The 14,707-nt window shown below is 72.7% G+C and carries 14 protein-coding genes; 6 read left to right on the top strand and 8 right to left on the bottom strand.

All coding sequences use genetic code 11. From position 1 onward, the window contains the following. The first annotated feature begins 186 nt into the window (after nucleotides 1–186). Nucleotides 187–630 carry a hypothetical protein gene (locus ACYVHU_RS26520; protein ID WP_498949892.1) on the top strand — a complete coding sequence of 148 codons (444 nt, stop codon included), beginning with the start codon at nucleotides 187–189 and terminating at the stop codon, nucleotides 628–630. Between the two features lie 13 nt (nucleotides 631–643). Continuing rightward, on the top strand, nucleotides 644–727 hold the full coding sequence (locus ACYVHU_RS26515; protein WP_268805633.1) for a zinc ribbon domain-containing protein: 84 nt from the start codon (nucleotides 644–646) through the stop codon (nucleotides 725–727). A 38-nt stretch (nucleotides 728–765) separates the two neighbouring features. On the opposite strand, the gene ACYVHU_RS26510 is transcribed toward ACYVHU_RS26515, so the two are convergent. Beyond that, nucleotides 766–1,401: a TetR family transcriptional regulator gene (locus ACYVHU_RS26510; protein ID WP_498949891.1), complete on the bottom strand. Its 636-nt coding sequence runs from the start codon at nucleotides 1,399–1,401 to the stop codon at nucleotides 766–768. Between ACYVHU_RS26510 and ACYVHU_RS26505 the strand changes: the two genes are divergently transcribed. After that, nucleotides 1,387–2,091 (top strand): MMPL family transporter, encoded by a 705-nt coding sequence (locus ACYVHU_RS26505; RefSeq protein WP_498949890.1) that lies wholly within the window; start codon nucleotides 1,387–1,389, stop codon nucleotides 2,089–2,091. The two genes, ACYVHU_RS26510 and ACYVHU_RS26505, sit on opposite strands and share 15 nt — an antisense overlap. Here the strand turns inward: ACYVHU_RS26505 and treZ are convergent. After that, nucleotides 2,036–3,811, bottom strand: a complete 1,776-nt coding sequence (gene treZ / locus ACYVHU_RS26500; RefSeq protein WP_498949889.1) for a malto-oligosyltrehalose trehalohydrolase — start codon at nucleotides 3,809–3,811, stop codon at nucleotides 2,036–2,038. The two genes, ACYVHU_RS26505 and treZ, sit on opposite strands and share 56 nt — an antisense overlap. Before the next feature lie 126 nt (nucleotides 3,812–3,937). Between treZ and ACYVHU_RS26495 the strand changes: the two genes are divergently transcribed. Both ACYVHU_RS26495 and ACYVHU_RS26490 read left to right on the top strand, forming a co-directional pair. Continuing rightward, nucleotides 3,938–4,417, top strand: coding sequence for a cation:proton antiporter regulatory subunit (locus ACYVHU_RS26495; RefSeq protein WP_078763702.1), 480 nt, complete (start codon nucleotides 3,938–3,940; stop codon nucleotides 4,415–4,417). Nucleotides 4,418–4,420: 3 nt separating this feature from the next. Beyond that, the gene (locus ACYVHU_RS26490) at nucleotides 4,421–5,566 is read left to right on the top strand and encodes a cation:proton antiporter (RefSeq protein WP_078763703.1); all 1,146 of its coding nucleotides are present in this window, start codon (nucleotides 4,421–4,423) and stop codon (nucleotides 5,564–5,566) included. 41 nt (nucleotides 5,567–5,607) lie between these two features. Here ACYVHU_RS26490 and ACYVHU_RS26485 read toward each other — a convergent pair whose 3' ends face one another. The 6 genes from ACYVHU_RS26485 to fdh form a co-directional block, all read right to left on the bottom strand. Continuing rightward, on the bottom strand, nucleotides 5,608–6,783 hold the full coding sequence (locus tag ACYVHU_RS26485) for a zinc-dependent alcohol dehydrogenase (protein WP_078763704.1): 1,176 nt from the start codon (nucleotides 6,781–6,783) through the stop codon (nucleotides 5,608–5,610). Further along, nucleotides 6,780–7,244, bottom strand: coding sequence for a hypothetical protein (locus ACYVHU_RS26480; RefSeq protein WP_159457301.1), 465 nt, complete (start codon nucleotides 7,242–7,244; stop codon nucleotides 6,780–6,782). Before ACYVHU_RS26480 ends, ACYVHU_RS26485 begins: the two co-directional genes overlap by 4 nt. A gap of 103 nt (nucleotides 7,245–7,347) precedes the next feature. Next, nucleotides 7,348–8,196, bottom strand: coding sequence for a putative RNA methyltransferase (locus tag ACYVHU_RS26475; protein ID WP_200813752.1), 849 nt, complete (start codon nucleotides 8,194–8,196; stop codon nucleotides 7,348–7,350). Nucleotides 8,197–8,345: 149 nt separating this feature from the next. Beyond that, nucleotides 8,346–9,425, bottom strand: coding sequence for an NrfD/PsrC family molybdoenzyme membrane anchor subunit (nrfD, locus tag ACYVHU_RS26470; RefSeq protein ID WP_078763706.1), 1,080 nt, complete (start codon nucleotides 9,423–9,425; stop codon nucleotides 8,346–8,348). Further along, complete coding sequence (locus ACYVHU_RS26465; RefSeq protein ID WP_235001162.1) at nucleotides 9,422–10,273, bottom strand: 4Fe-4S dicluster domain-containing protein; 852 nt, start codon at nucleotides 10,271–10,273, stop codon at nucleotides 9,422–9,424. Before ACYVHU_RS26465 ends, nrfD begins: the two co-directional genes overlap by 4 nt. Nucleotides 10,274–10,361: 88 nt before the next feature. After that, nucleotides 10,362–13,637 (bottom strand): formate dehydrogenase, encoded by a 3,276-nt coding sequence (fdh, locus tag ACYVHU_RS26460; RefSeq protein ID WP_078763707.1) that lies wholly within the window; start codon nucleotides 13,635–13,637, stop codon nucleotides 10,362–10,364. Between the two features lie 214 nt (nucleotides 13,638–13,851). Between fdh and ACYVHU_RS26455 the strand changes: the two genes are divergently transcribed. Continuing rightward, on the top strand, nucleotides 13,852–14,707 hold an 856-nt coding region (locus ACYVHU_RS26455; RefSeq protein WP_498949894.1), incomplete at its 3' end, for a cbb3-type cytochrome c oxidase subunit I.

Below are 14,707 nucleotides of genomic sequence, written 5' to 3'. Positions count from 1 at the left end.
GCCGGGGCCTGCGTCGCGGCGCCCCGCCCGGCGCCCGCGCGGGCGGCGAAGGGCCGCGGCGGGCTCCGGCGGCCCGGAGAGCGCGCCCTTCCGCCCGCCCCGTCCCTCCCCGGCGGGTCCTCCTCCGGCCGCCGTTTCCCCCTCGTCCACTCGCGTGGGCGGGCATGGCGGTCATAGGCTCGGGCCATGGGACATCGACACCCGAGCAAGCTGGAGAACGCCGAGATCGCCCACGCTCGCGCGCGCTGGCTGCTCCGTGCCGAACTGGCCTACTGCAAGGAGTGCATGCTGGAGGGCGAGAAGGAGGCCCTCTCCGACCTCACCCCGGGGGGGCTGTTCGACTCGCTGTGGCGGGGGTGGGTCCTGCAACAGGTGGCACGCTGGCGGAACCCCCGCCACAAGGCCACCTTTCCGGCCATGGCCTATGACCTCGCTCCCCCACAGGAACTCGCCCTGTTGCACGTGTTGACCCGCGACTGCCTGCGCGTGTGCTCGGTGCACGGCGCGCGTGGCACCCGCGTGGACTCCTCTGCGGTCCTGGAGGGACTGGGCCACATGTCGCGTAACGACAGGTCCCTGGTGCTCGACGACGTCCTGGACGGACTGGCCGAAGGGAACGCGGTTGCCTAAGCACGACAAACCGGTGACAAGCTCCTGCTCCGCGTGCGGGGAGGTGCTCAACGCCGGAGTGAAGACCTGTCCCAACTGCGGCCACCGCAACACCTGAGCCCCGCGCGGTCGCGGGAACCGCCCCCGCGGCCGCGATCACCCCCGGGGGATCGGACCACAGCCGAGCACAGGCCCCAGGTATCCGAGGAGGACCCCCTTCAGCTCGGCCAGCAGCCGTTTCCGCTGCTCCGGCTCTGCCGCCATGACCAGGGGGAACAGGCCCCGGGTCGTGGCGATGCAGACCCGGGCGAGCATGTCGAGGCGTTCCCGGGCCAGATCCGGGGCCCTGACCCGAAACAGCTCGCACAGTCCCTCGGCGATCCCCTCATGGACCTGTGCGGCCACCTCGGCCAGGCGGGCCGAGGTGGCCGAGCCGTGGAAGAGGACCCAAAAGGCCGGGCGTTCGGCCTTGAACGCGGCCATCGCGCCGATCACCCGGTCCAGCAGCTCGTCGAGCGGCAGCCGCGCCACCTCCTCGTTGAGCTGGGCGCCCCAGAAGGCGGCGGAGCGCTCCGTGTAGCGGGGGACCAGCGCCGTCAGGATCTCGTCCTTGTTGCGGAAGAACTGGTAGAGCGAGCCGGGGGAGACGCCGGCGCGGAACGCTTCGCCGGGCGGGAGCGCACCTGGCTGTCGGTGGTCCCGGGGGTGGAGCGGCTTGAGGAGGACCCGTTCGGTCTGGGGGAGGAGGTCCGTGCCGCCCCGGCGCCCGCCGAGGTCATGGCCGGCGGCCACCCCGCCGAGCTGCTGGACTACCGCGACGTGGTGATCGAGCGTGTTCCGCTCATGCTCGGGCTGATGTTCGTCACCACGCTGGTGCTGCTGTTCCTGCTCACCGGCAGCGTCCTGTTGCCGGTGAAGGCGACGGTGCTCAACGTGCTGAGCCTGTCGGTGATGTTCGGCGCGCTGGTGTGGGGGTTCCAGGAGGGCAACCTCTCCGGTCTGCTCCCCTTCACCCCGAGCGGGTCGCTGGAGACGAGCATCCCCCTGTTGATGTTCTGCATCGCCTACGGGCTGTCCATGGACTACGAGGTGTTCATGTTGGCCCGGATCAAGGAGGAGTACGAGCGCAGCGGGGACAACACCGCCGCGGTCGCCGCGGGCCTACAGCGCAGCGGACCGCTGGTCTCGGCGGCGGGTGCGATCCTGGCGCTGTCCTTCGCCGCCTACGCGACCTCGGGCGTGGTGTTCCTCCAGATGCTGGGGGTGGGGCTGGCCCTGGCGATCCTGGTCGACGCGACCCTCATCCGGGCGGTCCTGGTCCCCGCGCTGATGCGGTTGGCCGGCGGGGCGAACTGGTGGGCGCCCGGGCCGCTGCGCCGACTGCACGCCCGGATCGGACTGAGCGAGTCGGGTCCGGCCGGGCCGCTCACGTCTCCAGTACCGCAAACGCCCGCCCCGGCACCCGCGCCTCCGCCCCGTTGAGGCCGGGGTGGGCCGAGGCCAGCAGGACGCGGCCGGCCGGCCGGTCCAAGACGACCGTGGCCGGCCGCGTCCCCAGGTTGCACACCACCCGCAGGTCGCCGCGGTGCAGCACGAGTGTGCGGGCAGCAGGGTCGGCCCGCACGGTGAAGCGGTCCAGGCGCGGATCGGCGAGTTCGGGCCGGCTCCGGCGCAGCGCGATGAGGTCGCGGTACAACCGCAGCATCCACCGATGCGGTTCCGCGTCGCGTTCCTCCCAGCGCAGCACGGAGGCCGACCGCGTCGCCGGATCGATGGGATCGGGCACCTGCGCCTCTCCCCAGCCGTGCGCGGCGAACTCCCGGCGCCGTCCCCTGCGCACGGCGTCGGCGAGCTCGGGGTCGGGGAAGGACGCGAAGAAGCGCCAGGGGGTGGAGGCCGCCCACTCCTCCCCCATGAACAGCATCGGCGTGTAGGGCGAGCACAGCAGGATCGCCGCGCCGCAGGCCAGCAGGCCCGGATCGGTGCCCGGGGAGAGACGGTCGCCCGCGGCCCGGTTGCCGACCTGGTCGTGATTTTGCAGGTAGGCGACGAAACGGCTGGCCGGCGTGCGACGGGTGTCCACGGGGGCGCCGTGGCTGCGGCCGCGAAACGACGACCAGGTCCCCGCGTGGAAGAACGCCTGACGCAGCGTGGTGGCCAGGACCCCCGGTGCGGCGAAGTCGGCGTAGTAGCCCTGTTCCTCGCCGGTAAGGGCGGCGTGCAGGGCGTGGTGGAGGTCGTCGCACCATTGCGCGGTCATGCCGATCCCCCCGGCCTCGCGCGGTGTGACCATGGCGGGATCGTTGAGGTCGGACTCGGCGATGAGGCTCAGGGGACGGCGCAGGCCCGCCGCCAGCGCGTCGACCTCGGCCGTCAGTTCGGTGAGCAGGTCGGCGGCGCGGCGGTCGACGAGCGCGTGCACCGCGTCCAGGCGCAGCCCGTCCAGGTGGAAGTCGCGCAGCCACCCCAGCGCGTTGTCGATGACGTAGCGGCGTACCTCGTCGGAGCCGGGACCGTCGAGGTTGAGGGAGGGGCCCCAGGCGTTCTCACCGCTGAAGTAGGGGCCGTAACGGGGAAGGTAGGCGCCCGAGGGGCCGAGGTGGTTGTAGACGACGTCGAGGATGACCCCCAGGCCGCGGGCGTGGCAGGCGTCGACGAACCGTTTGAGGCCGTCGGGGCCGCCGTAGGGTTCGTGCACGGCTCCCCACAGCACACCGTCGTAGCCCCAGCCGTAGGGACCGTCGAAGGCGTTGACCGGCATGACCTCGACCAGGTCCACGCCCAGGCCGACGAGGTGGTCCAGGTGGGCCGACGCCGCGTCGAAGGTCCCCTCGGCCGTGAAGGTGCCGACGTGCAGCTCGTAGATGATCGAGCCGGGCAGCGCCCGCCCGGTCCAGCCGGCGTCGCTCCAGGGGAAGGCCGAGTGGTCGTAGCGCCGCGAGAGCCCGTGGACGCCGTGGGGTTGCCGCAGTGACCGGGGATCGGGCAACGGCTCGGTGTCGTCGTCGAGCAGGAACCCGTAGTCGGCCTGCGGAGGCGCCCCGGGCACCCGGACGTGCCACCATCCGCGTTCGTCGCGGGCCATCGGGTGGTCCTCGCCGTCGAGCCGCAACCGCACCCGGTCGCGCTCGGGCGCCCACACCGAGAAGGTGTCGCCATGGCCGGTCCGCTGGTCGGGGGGTCGGGGCAGGGTCGCGCTCACGGGCCTGTCCTTACCCAGGCCCGCGCGGGCCTACTCCGCCGACCCTCCGCCCTGCCGTTTCGCGGCCTTTACCCTCCCATGGCCCGCGGGCACGTTGCGCCCCGGCCGGGCGGGCAGTAGGCGGGCATGGAGGTCACCGAGGTGCTGCTCCCCGGCGTGGGGATCCGCTACGAGTTCGTCACCGCCGAGGGGGAACGGGTCGGCGTCGTGGCCCACCGCGACGGCGGGGCGGAACTGGTCGTCTACGCCCCGTCCGACCCCGACGAACCCCGTTCCCTGGTGCGCCTGGACCGCGAGGAGTGCGAGGCCGTCGCCGAGATCCTCGGAGCGCCCCGGGTGGCCGAGCGCTTCGCCGACCTGGCCCGTGAGATCCCCGGGCTGCGAACCGGTCAGACGGTGGTGTCCGCGGCCTCGCCGTTCGCGGGCCGCCCCCTGGGACAGACCCGGGCCCGCACCCTCACGGGCGCCTCCGTGGTGGCGATCGTGCGCGGAACGCAGGTGATCGCCTCGCCAGGCCCCGAGCAGGTGCTGCGCGCCGGTGACCGGCTCGTCGTCATCGGCACCGACACGGGCATCGCCGGCGTCGAGGCCCTTCTGGGCGGTTGAGCCGTGCCCGAATCGGCCGCCCTGCTCATCGAGTTCGGAGCGGTGCTGGTGGCCGTGAGCGGGTTGGCGGCGCTGGCGCGCCGCTGGGCCTTTCCCGCCGTCCCGTTGTACCTGCTGGCCGGGTTGGCGCTGGGCGAGGGCGGGGTGCTGCCGGTTCCCGCGGTCGGCGAGTTCGCCGGGCTCGTGGCGTCGATCGGGGTGGTCCTGCTGCTGCTCCTGCTGGGGTTGGAGTTCTCGGCGGCGGAGTTCACCGACAGCCTGCGCCGGCACCTGCCCTCGGCGTTCGCCGACGCGCTGCTCAACGCCGTTCCCGGCGCGCTGGCGGGGGCCGTGCTCGGGTTGGGGTGGCAGGGGTGCCTGGCGCTGGCCGGGATCACCTGGGTGTCCTCCTCGGGGATCGTCGCCCGGGTGCTGGGCGACCTGCGGCGCCTGGCCAACCGGGAGACCCCGGCGGTGCTGTCGGTCCTGGTGTTGGAGGACATCTCGATGGCGGTCTACCTGCCGCTGCTGGGTGCCGCCGTGGCCGGCGCGAGCTGGGGCGGGGCCTCGCTTGCGTTGGGGACGGCGTTGTCGGCGGTCGCGTTGGCGCTGTTCGCCTCGCACCGGCTGCGCTGGCTGCTGGGACGGCTGTTGGACACCGGGGGCTCCGAACAGTTCCTGCTGCGCGTGCTGGGGTTGACGCTGCTGGTGGCCGGGGTGTGCGAGCTCGCCCACGCCTCGGCGGCCGTGGGCGCGTTCCTGGTCGGTCTGGCACTCAGCGGCAACGTCGCCGATCGCACGCGCAGGCTGGTCGAGCCGCTGCGGGACCTGTTCGCCTTCGTGTTCTTCCTGGCGATCGGCCTGTCGATCGATCCGCGCGATTTGCTCCCGGTGTTGCCGGCGGCCTTGGCGCTGGCGGCGGCGACGGCCCTGACCAAGGTCGCGACCGGTTGGTATGCGGCGCGGCGGGACGGGGTGGGCGCGCGCGGGCGGTGGCGCGCCGGGACGGCGCTGATCGTCCGCGGGGAGTTCTCGGTCGTGGTGGCGGGGCTGGCCGCGAGCGTGGAACCCCTGCTGGTGCCGTTGTCGGCGGCCTACGTGATCATCCTGGGCGTCGTGGGGCCGGCGGCCAGCTACCTGGCCGGCCGGCCCTCTCTCCACCGGGGCTGACCCCGTCCCTCCCGGCCGGGAGGGACGGGGCGGCGCCGGGGTCACCCGCCGGGGCGCAGGACCGCGCGAACGCACCCGTCGGTCTTGTCCTTGAACATCGCGTAGCCGCGTGGCCCCTCGTCCAACGGCAGCAGGTGGGTGAGCAGGTGGGCGGTGCGGATCTCTCCCCGGTCCATCCGCTCCAGCAGGTCGGGGATGTAGCGCTGCCCGTGCTGCTGGCCGGTGCGCAGGGTGAGCCCCTTGTTCATGACCGCCCCGATCGGGAACTTGTCCGCCAGCCCGCCGAACACGCCCAGGACCGAGACCGTCCCGCCCTTGCGGCAGGCGTGGATCGCCTCACGCAGCGCGGAGATCCGGTCGGAGGCCAGCCGTACCTGCTGCTTGGCCCGGTCGTAGTGGTACTGCACGCCCTCGCCGTGCGCCTCCATGCCCACCGCCTCGATGCACACGTCGGGACCGCGCCCGCCCGTGCGCTCGATCAGCTCGCCCAAGACGTCCTGGGTGGAGTAGTCGATGGTCTCGGCGCCGATGTGGCGCCGGGTCATCTCCAACCGTTCGGGGAGACGGTCGATGGCGATGACGCGTTCGGCGCCGAGCAGCATCGCCGCCCGGGCGGCCATCTGTCCCACTCCCCCACATCCCCACACCGCGACGACGTCGCCGGGGCGCACGCCGGCCAGGTCGGCGCCCATCCACCCTGTTGGAACGGCGTCGGAGGCGAAGACGGCGGCCTCGTCGCTGAGCCCCTCGGGGACGGAGAAGGCCCCCTGGTCGGCGAAGGGCACCCGGACGTACTCCGCGTGGCTGCCGGCGTAGCCGCCCATGGCGTGGGAGTAGCCGAAGATGCCGGCCGGGTTGGACCCATACACCAGATCGGGCACCCCGGGTGTGGTGTTGCTGTTGTCGCACAGCGACCACAGGCCCTGCTCGCAGTACCAGCAGCGTCCGCACCCGATGATCGAGCAGACGACGACACGGTCGCCGACGCGGTGTCGGCGCACGTCGGGGCCGGTCTCCACGACCGTGCCGAGGAACTCGTGGCCGATGATGTCGCCCGCGCTCATCGCCGGGATGTACCCGCCGAGCAGGTGGAGGTCGGATCCGCAGGTGGAGCTGAGCGTGACCTCCACGATGATGTCGTGACGGTTGAGGATGCGCGGGTCGGGGACCCGCTCCACGGTGAGCTCGTTGACTCCCGTCCAGCACAGCGCCCTCATCGCGGCAGCCTCCCCCGGGAGCGGTGCGCGGCCGAGCGCAGCAGGGTCCCGGTCGCGGTGCGGCGGCCCGCGGGCTGCCCCTCGACCGTGGTGACCTCGCCGACCTCCAGGAGCTGCTTGGCCTCGCGCAGGGCCGTGGCGACGGTCTGTTCGGGGTGGCGTCCCATGGTCCGGGCGAGCCGTGCCCGGCCGCGCGTGCCGTCACCGGGCCGGGCCGCCAGTTCGGTTCCGCGGCCTCCCGGTGCGGGGCGCACCCGGGTGCGCACGGCGTCGCCGAGTGCGGCCAGCGGTTCGGGCGGCCGTCCCGCGGGGGCCACCTCCTCCACCGGCCGGTTGACGGTCACCACCTGCCAACGCGGCCGGCGGCCGTCCGTGCCGCGGTCGCGCGACCGGCCGCTCAGGAGTACGGCGACCCCTGCGGCCCCGAACGCCGCCAGGACCAGCTTGGCGCTCTTCTCCATGTGTGCATCACCTCGCGGGCGGATCTCCAGCCGGGTGGAACTCACGCGACTGGGCGTCCCCTGCGGGACGCGGTCCGTCCCCCGCTACCCCGGTGCGGGCGCTTCACCCCGCCTGTGGCGCGGGCCGGTACAGCGAGATCCGGAACGAGGCGGTGGTGGTCACCGGCTCGGGCAGGGCCGCGACACGGCGTCGCAGTTCGCCGGGGGGCAGATGGCGGGCGCTGGGGCCCATCTCGACCAGGGTGGTGGCGGCCTCGTGGGACAGCTCCAGTGTGGTGTCGAGTTCGTCCCGCTCCATTGGGAGGAACGAGCCCGCCAGCGCGCCCTCCAGGCGTTCCTCCTTACGGGCGTCGACCGTGACCAGGCCGAGTGCGCCGACCACTTCGGCCAGGTGACGCGCCGTGGGGGTGACCACGACGAGCCGGCCGTCGGGGCGCAGGACCCTGCGGAACTCGGCGCCGTCGCGGGGGGCGAACACGTTGAGCAGCAGCGACGCCGAGCCGGACCGGACCGGCAGGCCGCGCCAGGCGTCACAGCCGGCGGCGCCGGCGCGCGGGTGGCTCTTGGCTGCGCGGCGCAGGGCGAACTTGGACACGTCCAGCGCGAGCCCGACGGCGCGGGGGCGGCGCTCCAGGACGGCGGCGAGGTAGTACCCGGTGCCGGCGCCGATGTCGACGACGACCCCCTCGTCCCCGCCCGCCCCGGACGCGATCGCGGCGATGCGGTCGGCGAGGGGGGCGTAGTGTCCGGCCTGCTGGAACTCCACCCGGGCCCGCACCATCTCGGCGGTGTCGCCGGTGCCCGCGGACCGGTGGCCGGTGAGCAGGTTGACGTAGCCCTCACGGGCCACGTCGAAGGAGTGGGCCGAGACGCACCGCAGGGCACCGCCCTCGGGGGCCAGGCCCGCGCCACAGTGGGGGCAGGCCAGCGCGTCCAGGACGGGGGCGGGCATGCGCAGCCGGTCGAGCACGGCCGGGCGTCGATGGTCTTCGCTGCTGGTAGGCATGATCGCCGTTCACCCTATCCGGCCCGCGGCGGCGCCCGGTCCGGACGGCAGGCGGCGAGGACGCGGGGCGGGCCCGCTCGGGCGGGCCCGCCCCCTCAGCCCTGTTCGCCGCGTTGCGCGGGCACCCCGGTGCGGGCGTCGCCGGCGCCGTCCGCCGTCCCGGCGTCCCGGGCGTCGGCCCGGGCACGTTGCGGAACCACCGTGTACCTGGGATCGCGGGCCGAGGCGACGCCGGCCTGGAACACCCCGAGGCGGGTGCACAGCGATCCGGCGAGCAGCGCGACCCCCGCGGTGGCGGCCGCGGCGCGGCTGCGCCGTCCCAGCACCGTCCCCGCCGCTGCTCCGGCCAGGGTCAGGGCGGAGGCGGCGCGCATGAGGACGCCGGCGCTCCCGCGCCCGTAGGGTTCGGCCACCATGCCCATGCGGCGCCGCATCACCTGGGCCGCCCCGACCTCGAGGGCCGCCCCGAACAGGGCCGCGCGCCGCGCCGGGCCGGCCTGTTCGACCGGGGCGGCGAGCATGCCGAGCCCGCCCGCTGCAGCGGCGCCCGAGCCCACGAAGACGAACGGCATCTCGCGGTGGCCCTCGTGCCAGGCCGGTACCGCGGTGTCGCAGATCAACGGCGCGGTGTAGGCGGCCACGGCGGGTCCGAAGGCGGCGGCCCCCACCGCGGCGGCCCGCCCCAGGCGGGGGAGGAGACCGGTGACGTCGGTGACCGCCGCCGCGCCGGCCAGCGGCCCGTAGCAGGCCAGCAGCCAGGAGCCCACGCTCATCGGGGAGCTCGGCTTGAACACCCGCAGCATGTTGACGAACCGGGCCGGCCGGCCCAGGTCGTGGACGAGCGCGACGACCGACCCGGAGATGGCGCCCAGCGCGCCGATCTTCATCGCCCGGGCCAGGACCGGACGGCCGCTCAGTTCCGCGCCCGCGGCGAGGACCGAGGAGGCTCCCGCGAGCCCGCCCAGGAAGAGGTACCCCCCGATGTCGTAGGGGGCCCACACGATCTGGTTGAGGACCGGCTTGCCGTAGTAGGAGCGGAACTCCGCCTTCGGCACCATCAGGCGTTCGCCGCGTCCCCCGCGCCGGGGGCGCCGCCGACCGGCCGAGCCGGGGATGGCGTCGTGGTCGGGGCGGGCCCCACGGATGCCCTCCCGGGTCACCTCCGATGTGTTCACGTGCGCCTCCTCAGGAACGTCAGGGAAAGGCCGGCCAGCAGGGTCAGCGCGGCGACGCCGGCGTGCCGCCACATCGACGGCAGGTCGCGGGTGGTCACCACCGGGTCGGGGGGCAGGCCATAGACCTCGGGTTCGTCCAGGAGCAGGAAGAACGCGCCCGCGCCGCCGACCCCGTCGTCGGGGTCCTCGCCGTAGAGCCGGGCCGAGGCGACCCCCGCCTCGTGCATCGCCGCCACCCGGCGTTGGGCGCGCTCGCGCAGCTCGTCCAGTTCGCCGAACTGGATGGAGTCGGTCGGGCAGGCCTTCGCGCAGGCGGGTTCCAGTCCGGCGCCGAGCCGGTCGTAGCACAGCGTGCACTTCCAGACCCGGCCGTCGTCCTCGCGCTTGTCGATCACGCCGTAGGGACAGGCCGGAACGCAGTAGCCGCACCCGTTGCAGATGTCCTCCTGCACCACGACCGTGCCGAACTCGGTGCGAAACAGCGCTCCGGTGGGACAGACGTCCAGACAGGCGGCGTGGGTGCAGTGCTTGCACACGTCGGAGGCCATGAGCCAACGGAAGTCACCGCGCTCCTCGGCCCCGGTGGTGTCCCCCGGGCGGGTGAAGGAGGGCATGCCCAGGTCCGTCACCGTACCGCCGCGGCCCACCCCGCTCTCCTGGTGGCCCAGCGGGGCGCGCTGCTCGATGAAGGCGACGTGGCGCCAGGTGTCCGCGCCGAGCCCCTCGCTGTTGTCGAAGGACATGCCCGTGAAGTTCAGGCCGTCCTCGGGGACGGCGTTCCACTCCTTGCACGCCACCTCGCACGCCTTGCAGCCGATGCACACGCTGGTGTCGGTGAAGAAGCCCATGCGGGGCGGGTGCTCGTCGTAGCCGGAGCTCGCGGCCGGGTCCACGCCCCGCGCCCCGGTCCTACCCTGGCGTTCCATCACCATGGCCTCACACCTCCGTTCCGGTCAGGTCGGTGACGCCCGCGCGCCGCTGGTACCGGCGGACCAGGTCGATCCGCTCGGGACCGCGTGGCCGCCGGCCGGGCCTGATGTCGGCGGTGATCGCCTTCACCTCCTGTATGTGGGCGTTGGGGTCCAACACGATGGGGAACAGCTCGTTCGCGGCGTCGCCGGTGGTGTAGCCGTTGGGCCCCCAGTGGTAGGGCATGCCGATCTGGTGGACGACGCGCCCGTCCGCCCTCAGCGGGACCATCCGGTCGGTGACCAGGACACGCGCCTCGATGGCGTTGCGGGCGGTGATCACCGTCGCCCAACCACCGTGTTCCAGGCCGCGCTCGGCCGCGAGTTCCGGTGAGACCTCGCAGAAGAACTCCGGTTGCAGCTCGGCCAGGTAGGGCGTCCAGCGGCTCATCCCTCCGGCGGTGAAGTGCTCGGTGAGCCGGTAGGTGGTGATCACGTAGGGGTAGACCGCGGCGCCGGGCGTGCCGGCGTCGGGGTGGTAGCGGTTGTGGTCGTGCGGGTAGACCAGCCGGGTCGGACTGCGCTGCTGGCCGTAGAGCGGGTTGGCGAAGGGCGAGTCCTGCGGTTCGTAGTGGGTGGGCAGCGGCCCGTCCACGAGTCCGGCCGGCGCGTACAGCCACCCCTTGCCGTCCGCCTGCATGATGAAGGCGTCGGTGCCGGTGAGGGCCTCGGGGCCGCGGGCCCCCTGGGGCGGCCGGTAGTCCGGGGTCTTCGTCGCGTCGCCGTCGAAGTTGTCGTGGCCGGTCCACCGCCGCCGTTCGGGATCCCACCAGACCAGGGCCTTGCGGGGGCTCCACGGGGTCCCCTCGGCGTCGGCGGAGGCCCTGTTGTACAGGATCCTGCGGTTGGCGGGCCACGACCACGCCCACTCCGGGGCGATCCAGCTCTGCTCGGCGGCGGGCTTGCGGCGGGCGGCCTGGTTCACACCGTCGGCGCGGATGCCGCAGTAGATCCAGCAGCCGCAGCTCGTGGAACCGTCGTCGCGCAACTGGTCGTACCCGCTCAGCGGACGGCCGTCGGGGCCGTGGCCGTTGATCTCGGCGAGGACCGCCTCGGCGTCGGGCTCGCCGTACTGTCCGCCCTCCCCCTCCTCGTAGGGGTAGTCCCAGGTCAGGTCGAGGAGCGGACGGTCCATCGGGTCGGTGGACCCGGCCAGCCGTTCCCGGACGAGCCGCCCCAGGTGGAAGGTGAACCACAGGTCGCTGCGCGCGTCGCCGTTGGGCGGCACGGCGCGCGTGTGCCACTGGACCATCCGGTTGGTGTTGGTGAAACTGCCGGACTTCTCGATGTGGGCGGCGGCCGGGAAGAAGAACACCTCGGTCGCGATGTCCTCGGTGCGCATCTCCCCGGACTCGATCTCCGGCCCGTCGCGCCACCAGGTGGCGCTCTCGATCAGCGAGAAGTCGCGCACGACCAGCCAGTCGAGCTTGGCCATGCCCATGCGCTGGGCTTTGGAGTTGGCGGATCCGACCGCGGGGTTCTCCCCCATGAGGAAGTAGCCCTTGCAGGTGCCCTCGAGTTGGGCCAGCACGGTGTCGTAGGTGCTGTGCGAACCGGTCAGGCGCGGCAGGTAGTCGAAGCAGAAGTCGTTGTCGGCCGTCGCCGCGTCTCCCCACCACGCCTTGAGCAGGCTGACCATGTAGGCCTTCATGTCGGCCCAGTACCCCTTGTCCGGGGCGTCGTTGGCGATGGCGTCGTCCAACCCCTGCTGGTGGTGGGCGTGCGGCATCGGCAGGTAGCCGGGCAGCAGGTTGAACAGGGTCGGGATGTCGCTGGAGCCCTGGATGCTGGCGTGCCCGCGCAGCGCCATGATGCCCCCACCGGGGCGGCCGATGTTGCCGAGCAGCAGCTGCAGGATCGAGGCGGCGCGGATGTACTGGGACCCCACGGTGTGCTGGGTCCAGCCCACCGCGTAGCAGAACGCGCTGGTCCGGTCCCGGCCGGAGTTGCGGGTGAGGTGGTCGCAGACCTGCAAGAAGGTCTCGCGGGGAATCCCGCAGACCTTCTCGACCATCTCGGGCGTGTAGCGGGAGAAGTGCCGTTTGAGGATCTGGAAGACGCAACGAGGGTCGGTCAGCGTCTCGTCGGTGCGGATCTCCCCCCGGATCGCGGCGCCACCCGCTCCGTGCTGCTCGGCGCGGCCCGCCCCCTTGATCGCGTGGTCCTGTTCCGGCTCGCCGGCCTGCCCGGACGGGCGCCGGCCGCGCTCGCCCGAGGCCGCGGCGACGTTCGCCCCCTCGTACTGCCAGGTGTCGACGTCGTAGTCGCGGTTCTCCCACGAGAATCCGGAGAACAGCCCGTCGAGGTCCTCGGTGTCACGGAAATCCTCGGAGACGATCGTGGCGGCGTTGGTGAACGCCAGCAGGTACTCGCGGAAGTACTTCTCGTTCTCGATGACGTGGTTGATGATCGCGCCGAGGAAGGCGATGTCGGTACCGGCGCGGATCGGAACGTACAGGTCGGCCAGCGCGCTGGTCCGGGAGAAACGGGGATCGACGTGGATGACGACGGCACCGCGCGCCTTGGCCTCCATCACCCATTGGAAGCCGACCGGGTGCGCCTCGGCGTAGTTGGACCCCTCGATGATGATGCAGTCGGAGTTCTGCAGATCCTGCATGAACGTGGTGGCGCCGCCACGGCCGAAGGAGGTGCCCAGGCCCACGACCGTGGAGCTGTGGCAGACCCGCGCCTGGTTCTCGACCTGCACCACGCCCAGCGCGGTCAGCAGCTTCTTGATGAGGTAGTTCTCCTCGTTGTCCAGCGTCGCCCCGCCGAGGCTGGCGATCCCCATGGTGCGCGCCACCCGGCGCCCCTCGTGCTCCCACTCCCAGGTCTCGCGCCGGGTGCGCACGACCCGGTCGGCGACCATCTCCATGGCGGTGTCCAGGTCGATCTCCTGCCAGTCGCGCGCGTGGGGAGGCCGGTACAGGACCGTGTCCAGGCGGGAGGGGCCGGTGGTGAGCTGGAGGCTCGCCGATCCCTTCGGGCACAGCCGGCCCCGGCTCACCGGGGAGCCGGGGTCGCCCTCGATCTGGACGACCTTGCCGTCCTTGACGTACACCTTCTGCGCGCACCCGACCGCGCAGAAGGGGCACACCGAGTCCACGACGTCGTCGGCGGTCTCGGTGCGAGCGGTGAGCCCCGCGCTGCGCCGCGACTTCACCGCCGCGCCGTGACCGGTCCGGTCGGATCCGGTGACCTGCCGGTACACCGGCCAGGATTCGATCCACTCGCGAACGCCCATCGTCCCTCCTCGCCCTCGGCACCTGGTCCCCCGGCCGCTACGGACGACCGCGGGCGCCCGCTACCCGAGGGGCCGGGGACGAAACGGAAACCGCCCTGCCCCAAGGGTTTCGGACCGACGCGCAGGTTTGGGGAGGGGTGGGGCGGCTAGCGGAGGGACGTCCACACATCCCCCGAACAGGGCCCGTCCCGGAGGAAGAGGCGAAGTGACGAGCGTGCAGGCCCGCCCCCACGGCGACACCGACCCGCAAGGCCCCCGCCGCGCCGGCAAGGGGGCGGCCGTGGTGGCCTGGGTCACCTCGACGGACCACAAGATCATCGGCTACATGTACATCGCCACCGCGTTCGGCTTCTTCGTCGCCGGTGGCATCATGGCACTGCTGATCCGCGCCGAACTGCTCTACCCGGGCCTGCAACTGGTGAGCCCCGAGTCCTACAACCAGTTGTTCACGATGCACGGCACGATCATGATGCTGCTGTTCGCGACGCCGCTGTTCGTCGGCTTCGCCAACGTGATCGTGCCCTTGCAGATCGGGGCGCCCGACGTGGCGTTTCCACGCATGAACATGCTCGGCTACTGGCTGTTCCTGTTCGGCGGGCTCATCACGGTCGGGGGGTTCCTCACCGCGGGCGGGGCGGCGAGCTTCGGCTGGTTCGCCTACACGCCCCTGTCGGACGAGGTGCGCTCGCCCGGCACGGGCGGTGACCTGTGGGTGATGGGGCTGTTGGTGTCGGGGCTGGGCACGATCCTGGCCTCGGTCAACTTCATCACCACGATCGCGTGCATGCGCGCCCCCGGGATGACCGCCTTTCGGATGCCGATCTTCACCTGGAACGTGTTCTTCACCGCCATCCTGGTGCTCTTGGCGTTCCCGGTGCTCACCGCGGCGCTGGCGGGACTGGCCGCCGACCGGGTGCTGGGGGCGCGGGTCTATGACGCCGAACACGGCGGCGCCATCCTGTGGCAGCACCTGTTCTGGTTCTTCGGCCACCCCGAGGTCTACATTCTGGCGCTGCCGTTCTTCGGGATCATCACCGAGGTCATCCCGGTGTTCAGCCGCAAGCCCCTGT

It is taken from the genome of Marinactinospora endophytica (assembly GCF_054780875.1).
Note: the sequence above shows the minus strand (reverse complement) of the source record. Positions and strands in the feature narration are given on the sequence as shown.

Coding starts and splice junctions, on each gene's coding strand:
- ACYVHU_RS26495 (WP_078763702.1), top strand. CDS start 3,938: ATGGAGGTCACCGAGGTGCTGCTCCCCGGCGTGGGGATCCGCTACGAG.
- ACYVHU_RS26480 (WP_159457301.1), bottom strand. CDS start 7,244: ATGGAGAAGAGCGCCAAGCTGGTCCTGGCGGCGTTCGGGGCCGCAGGG.
- ACYVHU_RS26505 (WP_498949890.1), top strand. CDS start 1,387: ATGGCCGGCGGCCACCCCGCCGAGCTGCTGGACTACCGCGACGTGGTG.
- ACYVHU_RS26465 (WP_235001162.1), bottom strand. CDS start 10,273: ATGGGCTTCTTCACCGACACCAGCGTGTGCATCGGCTGCAAGGCGTGC.
- ACYVHU_RS26520 (WP_498949892.1), top strand. CDS start 187: ATGGGACATCGACACCCGAGCAAGCTGGAGAACGCCGAGATCGCCCAC.
- ACYVHU_RS26485 (WP_078763704.1), bottom strand. CDS start 6,783: ATGAGGGCGCTGTGCTGGACGGGAGTCAACGAGCTCACCGTGGAGCGG.
- fdh (WP_078763707.1), bottom strand. CDS start 13,637: ATGGGCGTTCGCGAGTGGATCGAATCCTGGCCGGTGTACCGGCAGGTC.
- ACYVHU_RS26475 (WP_200813752.1), bottom strand. CDS start 8,196: ATGCCCGCCCCCGTCCTGGACGCGCTGGCCTGCCCCCACTGTGGCGCG.